Origin of the sequence: Myxococcus eversor (assembly GCF_010894455.1) — a bacterium.
Lineage (GTDB): Bacteria > Myxococcota > Myxococcia > Myxococcales > Myxococcaceae > Myxococcus > Myxococcus eversor.
In genome coordinates this window covers 1-5,766 of record NZ_JAAIXY010000049.1, presented here as the reverse complement: position 1 = coordinate 5,766, position 5,766 = coordinate 1, and the positions used below count along the sequence as shown (strand labels likewise).

Annotated in this window: 2 tRNA genes and 3 rRNA genes; all 5 read left to right on the top strand. The window is 55.8% G+C overall.

The window, feature by feature from the left end:
• Positions 1-216: 216 nt before the first annotated feature.
• Positions 217-1,754, top strand: a 16S ribosomal RNA gene (locus G4D83_RS44980).
• A gap of 217 nt (positions 1,755-1,971) precedes the next feature.
• Positions 1,972-2,045, top strand: a tRNA-Ile gene (locus tag G4D83_RS44975).
• A gap of 64 nt (positions 2,046-2,109) precedes the next feature.
• A tRNA-Ala gene (locus tag G4D83_RS44970) sits at positions 2,110-2,182 on the top strand.
• A 252-nt stretch (positions 2,183-2,434) separates the two neighbouring features.
• Positions 2,435-5,398, top strand: a 23S ribosomal RNA gene (locus tag G4D83_RS44965).
• Positions 5,399-5,559: 161 nt separating this feature from the next.
• Positions 5,560-5,676: ribosomal RNA gene (gene rrf, locus G4D83_RS44960) — 5S ribosomal RNA — on the top strand.
• Together the 16S, 23S and 5S rRNA genes with 2 tRNA genes alongside form the textbook arrangement of a ribosomal RNA operon.
• The last annotated feature ends 90 nt before the right edge of the window (positions 5,677-5,766 follow it).

Here is a 5,766-nt window from a genome sequence, read left to right as displayed (position 1 = left end):
TAGCAGGAAGTCGCGGTTGAAACAAGCGGCTCGGTCTTTGAAAACCAAATAGCAAGCCCAAGAAGAAGAGAAGGATTGCGGAAACCGCAGTCAATCTTTGAGAAGGCACCAGCCAGGGAGCGCTGAGAAGCGCATACCAGCAGTGCCTGCAGTGAATCAGCGAGCCAAGGTTCCTTAGCCGGACACTTGGTGAACGCCGGTTCAACCTTCAAATTAAAATTGGAGAGTTTGATCCTGGCTCAGAACGAACGCTGGCGGCGTGCCTAACACATGCAAGTCGAGCGCGAATAGGGGCAACCCTTAGTAGAGCGGCGCACGGGTGCGTAACACGTGGATAATCTGCCTGGATGCTCGGGATAACCAGTCGAAAGATTGGCTAATACCGGATAAGCCCACGGTTTCTTCGGAGACTGAGGGAAAAGGTGGCCTCTGTATACAAGCTATCACAACCAGATGAGTCCGCGGCCCATCAGCTAGTTGGCGGGGTAATGGCCCACCAAGGCAACGACGGGTAGCTGGTCTGAGAGGACGATCAGCCACACTGGAACTGAGACACGGTCCAGACTCCTACGGGAGGCAGCAGTGGGGAATTTTGCGCAATGGGCGAAAGCCTGACGCAGCAACGCCGCGTGTGTGATGAAGGTCTTTGGATTGTAAAGCACTTTCGACCGGGAAGAAAACCCGTTGGCTAACATCCAACGGCTTGACGGTACCGGGAGAAGAAGCACCGGCTAACTCTGTGCCAGCAGCCGCGGTAATACAGAGGGTGCAAGCGTTGTTCGGAATTATTGGGCGTAAAGCGCGTGTAGGCGGCGTGACAAGTCGGGTGTGAAAGCCCTCAGCTCAACTGAGGAAGTGCGCCCGAAACTGTCGTGCTTGAGTGCCGGAGAGGGTGGCGGAATTCCCCAAGTAGAGGTGAAATTCGTAGATATGGGGAGGAACACCGGTGGCGAAGGCGGCCACCTGGACGGCAACTGACGCTGAGACGCGAAAGCGTGGGGAGCAAACAGGATTAGATACCCTGGTAGTCCACGCCGTAAACGATGAGAACTAGGTGTCGTGGGAGTTGACCCCCGCGGTGCCGAAGCTAACGCATTAAGTTCTCCGCCTGGGAAGTACGGTCGCAAGACTAAAACTCAAAGGAATTGACGGGGGCCCGCACAAGCGGTGGAGCATGTGGTTTAATTCGACGCAACGCGCAGAACCTTACCTGGTCTTGACATCCTCGGAATGCCTCAGAGATGAGGCGGTGCCCGCAAGGGAGCCGAGAGACAGGTGCTGCATGGCTGTCGTCAGCTCGTGTCGTGAGATGTTGGGTTAAGTCCCGCAACGAGCGCAACCCTCGCCTTTAGTTGCCACGCAAGTGGATCTCTAGAGGGACTGCCGGTGTTAAACCGGAGGAAGGTGGGGATGACGTCAAGTCCTCATGGCCTTTATGACCAGGGCTACACACGTGCTACAATGGCCGGTACAGAGCGTTGCCAACCCGCGAGGGGGAGCTAATCGCATAAAACCGGTCTCAGTTCAGATTGGAGTCTGCAACTCGACTCCATGAAGGCGGAATCGCTAGTAATCGCAGATCAGCACGCTGCGGTGAATACGTTCCCGGGCCTTGTACACACCGCCCGTCACACCATGGGAGTCGATTGCTCCAGAAGTCACTTCACCAAGAGGTGCCCAAGGAGTGGTCGGTAACTGGGGTGAAGTCGTAACAAGGTAGCCGTAGGGGAACCTGCGGCTGGATCACCTCCTTTCTAAGGAGACCGGGCACCAGGCAGACACTTCGGTGTCAGCAGGTGGTGCCAGCGGCTTTCGAGCCGCGTCAGGTCGACCAGGTCAACGTTTCCGAGTCCAATCCGACTCAATACTTCTCTGGGCTTGCTGTTTGGTTTTGAAGGACTGAGTGCGCGGAAGACGCGGCACCAGCTCTTTGAGAATGAAGGACGCTGTAGAATCGACGCGGTAGCTCCTGGGCCTATAGCTCAGCTGGCTAGAGCGCGCGCCTGATAAGCGCGAGGTCGGTGGTTCAAGTCCACCTAGGCCCACTGTTTCCGCAGGCTTTAAGCCTGGGCAACGGTGACGCACCCAGCTAAATTGGCCCGGACACATGGGGCTGTAGCTCAGTTGGGAGAGCGCCAGCTTTGCAAGCTGGATGTCGTCGGTTCGATTCCGATCAGCTCCACAAGTTTTCCCGAAGTCCGGGAGACGTTCTTTGACAAGTGCATACGAAGGGTAAGTTGCAATTTCTGCTGAGTAACAAGTTCTCGCAGAAAGCACTGCCTGAAACCACCGCCGTGAGGCGAGGTGAGAGGGCAGTGTTTCTACAAGCGTAGAGTGATTTTTTCCGGGCCTGCTGCGAAGAGCAGGGGTCTGGGCCTTGGTTTCGAGTTTCGACAATCCGCCGGGAGGCGGGCGTTAGACAAGAGATTAGGGCAAGTAAGCTACTAAGGGCGTGCGGTGGATGCCTAGGTGCCAAGAGGCGATGAAGGACGCGGGTGGCTGCGAAAAGCTTCGGGGAGCTGTCAACCAAGCGTTGATCCGGAGATGTCCGAATGGGGAAACCCAGCACTGCGAATAGCGGTGTTACCTCCTACTGAATACATAGGTAGGCAGGAGCTAACCAGGGGAAGTGAAACATCTCAGTACCCTGAGGAAGAGAAAACAATGAGTGATTCCCAAAGTAGCGGCGAGCGAAATGGGAACAGCCCAAACCGATGTCACGCAAGTGGCAGCGGGGTAGAGGGTCCACGGTAGGACTTTGACTGGCTAGCGGAAGTCTCTGGAAAGAGACACCACAGGGCGTGATAGTCGCGTACGCGAAAGCCGGTTGGAGCTGAGTGGGTTACCCAAGTAAGACGGGACACGTGCAATCCTGTCTGAATCAGCCGGGACCATCCGGTAAGGCTAAATACTCCTTGGCGACCGATAGTGAACAAGTACCGCGAGGGAAAGGTGAAAAGAACCCCGGCAAGGGGAGTCAAAAGAACCTGAAACCGCATGTCTACAAGCAGTCCGAGCACTACGGCGCAAGCCAGTGCGAGGGCGTACCTTTTGCATCATGATTCGGCGACTTAATATACGTAGCGAGGCTAAGCCGTTAGGTGGAGCCGGAGCGAAAGCGAGTCCTAAAAGGGCGAATTAGTTGCGTGTATTATAACCCGAAGCGGGGTGATCTACACATGGCCAGGTTGAAGTGCGGGTAACACCGCATGGAGGACCGAACTCATGAAAGTTGAAAATTTCTGAGATGAGCTGTGTGTAGGGGTGAAAGGCCAATCAAACTCCGTGATAGCTGGTTCTCCCCGAAAGATATTTAGGTATCGGCTCGGGCAATTCAATACTGGAGGTAGAGCACTGGAACGGCTAGGGGTCTCACCAGATTACCAAACCGTACCAAACTCCGAATGCCAGTAATTGTTAGCCCGGGACGCAGTCAGTGGGTGATAACGTCCATTGGCAAGAGGGGAATAACCCAGACCGACAGCTAAGGTCCCCAAATCTAGTCTAAGTGAACACTAGAAAGGATGTGGCAGGTCATTGACAACCAGGAGGTTGGCTTAGAAGCAGCCATCCTTTAAAGAAAGCGTAATAGCTCACTGGTCAAGACAGGCCGCGCCGAAAATGTAACGGGGCTCAAGACTAGTACCGAAGCTTCGGGTCACACGCAAAACGTGTGGCGGTAGGGGAGCGTCCCAGTTGCAGCGAAGGTCGACCGAAAGGGCGGCTGGAGCGGCTGGGAGTGCTGATGCCGAAATGAGTAGCGATAAAGGGGGTGAGAAACCCCCTCGCCGTAAACCCAAGGTTTCCTGGGTCAAGTTAATCTTCCCAGGGTTAGCCGGAACCTAAGTCGAGGCCGAAAGGCGTAGATGATGGAAAGCAGGTTAATATTCCTGCGCCATCTTGTAAGCGTTGAACTAAGGGAGGACGGAGAAAGCTAGACGAGCTGACCGGCGGTTGTGTCAGTCCAAAGGCGTAGGGGTGTCGCGTACGATTAAAGGCGCGGCAGCTATCCCCGAGACCCCATGGCGCCCCGTAAGGGGTAAGTCGTTGATGCTCTGCTTCCAAGAAAAGTCCCGTAGGGAGCTTGCAGGGTGTCCGTACCGTAAACCGACACAGGTGGGTGAGGAGAAAATCCTAAGGCGCTTGAGAGAACTCTCCTCCAAGGAACTAGGCAAATTTCCACCGTAACTTCGGAAGAAGGTGGGCCTCTGGTAGGTGAAGGCGTACAGCCGGAGCCGAGAGAGGTTGCAGAGAAATGGCGGTAGCGACTGTTTACCAAAAACACAGGACTCTGCGAAGGCGACAAGCCGACGTATAGGGTCTGACTCCTGCCCGGTGCTGGAAGGTTAAGGGGATTCGTCAGCCGCAAGGCAAAGCGATGATCCGAAGCCCCAGTAAACGGCGGCCGTAACTATAACGGTCCTAAGGTAGCGAAATTCCTTGTCGGGTAAGTTCCGACCTGCACGAATGGAGTAACGACTTCCGCGCTGTCTCGGAGAGGGACTCAGCGAAATTGAAATAGCTGTGCCGATGCAGTTTACCCGCAGCAAGACGGAAAGACCCCGTGAACCTTTACTATAACTTGACAGTGACACTAGGGATTGACTGTGTAGGATAGGTGGGAGCCTTTGAAGCCGGGCCGCTAGGTTCGGTGGAGGCAACGGTGAAATACCACCCTGTTGATTTCTGGTGTCTAACCATGTCCCGTCAGCCGGGATTGGGACACTGTCTGGTGGGTAGTTTGACTGGGGCGGTCGCCTCCCAAAGAGTAACGGAGGCGCGCGATGGTTCCCTCAGCCCGATTGGAAACCGGGCGGCGAGTGCAATGGCATAAGGGAGCTTGACTGCGAGACGGACACGTCGAGCAGGTGCGAAAGCAGGTCATAGTGATCCGGTGGTCCTGAATGGAAGGGCCATCGCTCAACGGATAAAAGGTACTCCGGGGATAACAGGCTTATCTCCCCCAAGAGTTCACATCGACGGGGAGGTTTGGCACCTCGATGTCGGCTCATCGCATCCTGGGGCTGGAGCAGGTCCCAAGGGTTTGGCTGTTCGCCAATTAAAGCGGTACGCGAGCTGGGTTCAAAACGTCGTGAGACAGTTTGGTCCCTATCTGCTGTGGGCGTAGGATACTTGAGAGGCTCTGACCTTAGTACGAGAGGACCGGGTTGGAGGCACCGCTGGTGTACCAGTTGTCTCGCCAGAGGCATCGCTGGGTAGCCATGTGCCGATTGGATAACCGCTGAAAGCATCTAAGCGGGAAACCGACCTCAAGACCAGGTATCCCGGGCGCAAGCCCCTGAAGACCCGTCGAAGACTACGACGTTGATAGGCCAGGTGTGTAAGCGCGGTAACGCGTTGAGCTAACTGGTACTAATTGGTCGAGAGGCTTACTTCCCCCTATCTCTTGCGCGCCCCCTCAAGGGGAGTAAGGGACTCGGGGCCAAGGCCGAGACTGAATGCACTCTATGCATTCACCCGGACGAAACACTTCAGCGCACAGCGAGGCTTGTACTCGCAGACTATTGCAACTTACCCTTCGTATGCACCTACAGCTTTTCCGGTGGCAATGTCGGAGGGGTCACACCCGTTCCCATCCCGAACACGGAAGTTAAGCCCTCCAGAGCCGATGGTACTCCGCGGGAAACCGCGTGGGAGAGTAGGTCGCTGCCGGATTCTTTTTGAGAGAAGCCCTCGTCGCCTCGTGCGACGGGGGCTTTTCCTTTTGCGGGCTACGGAGTCCCCCTGCCTCGACGGCGGGGTGCC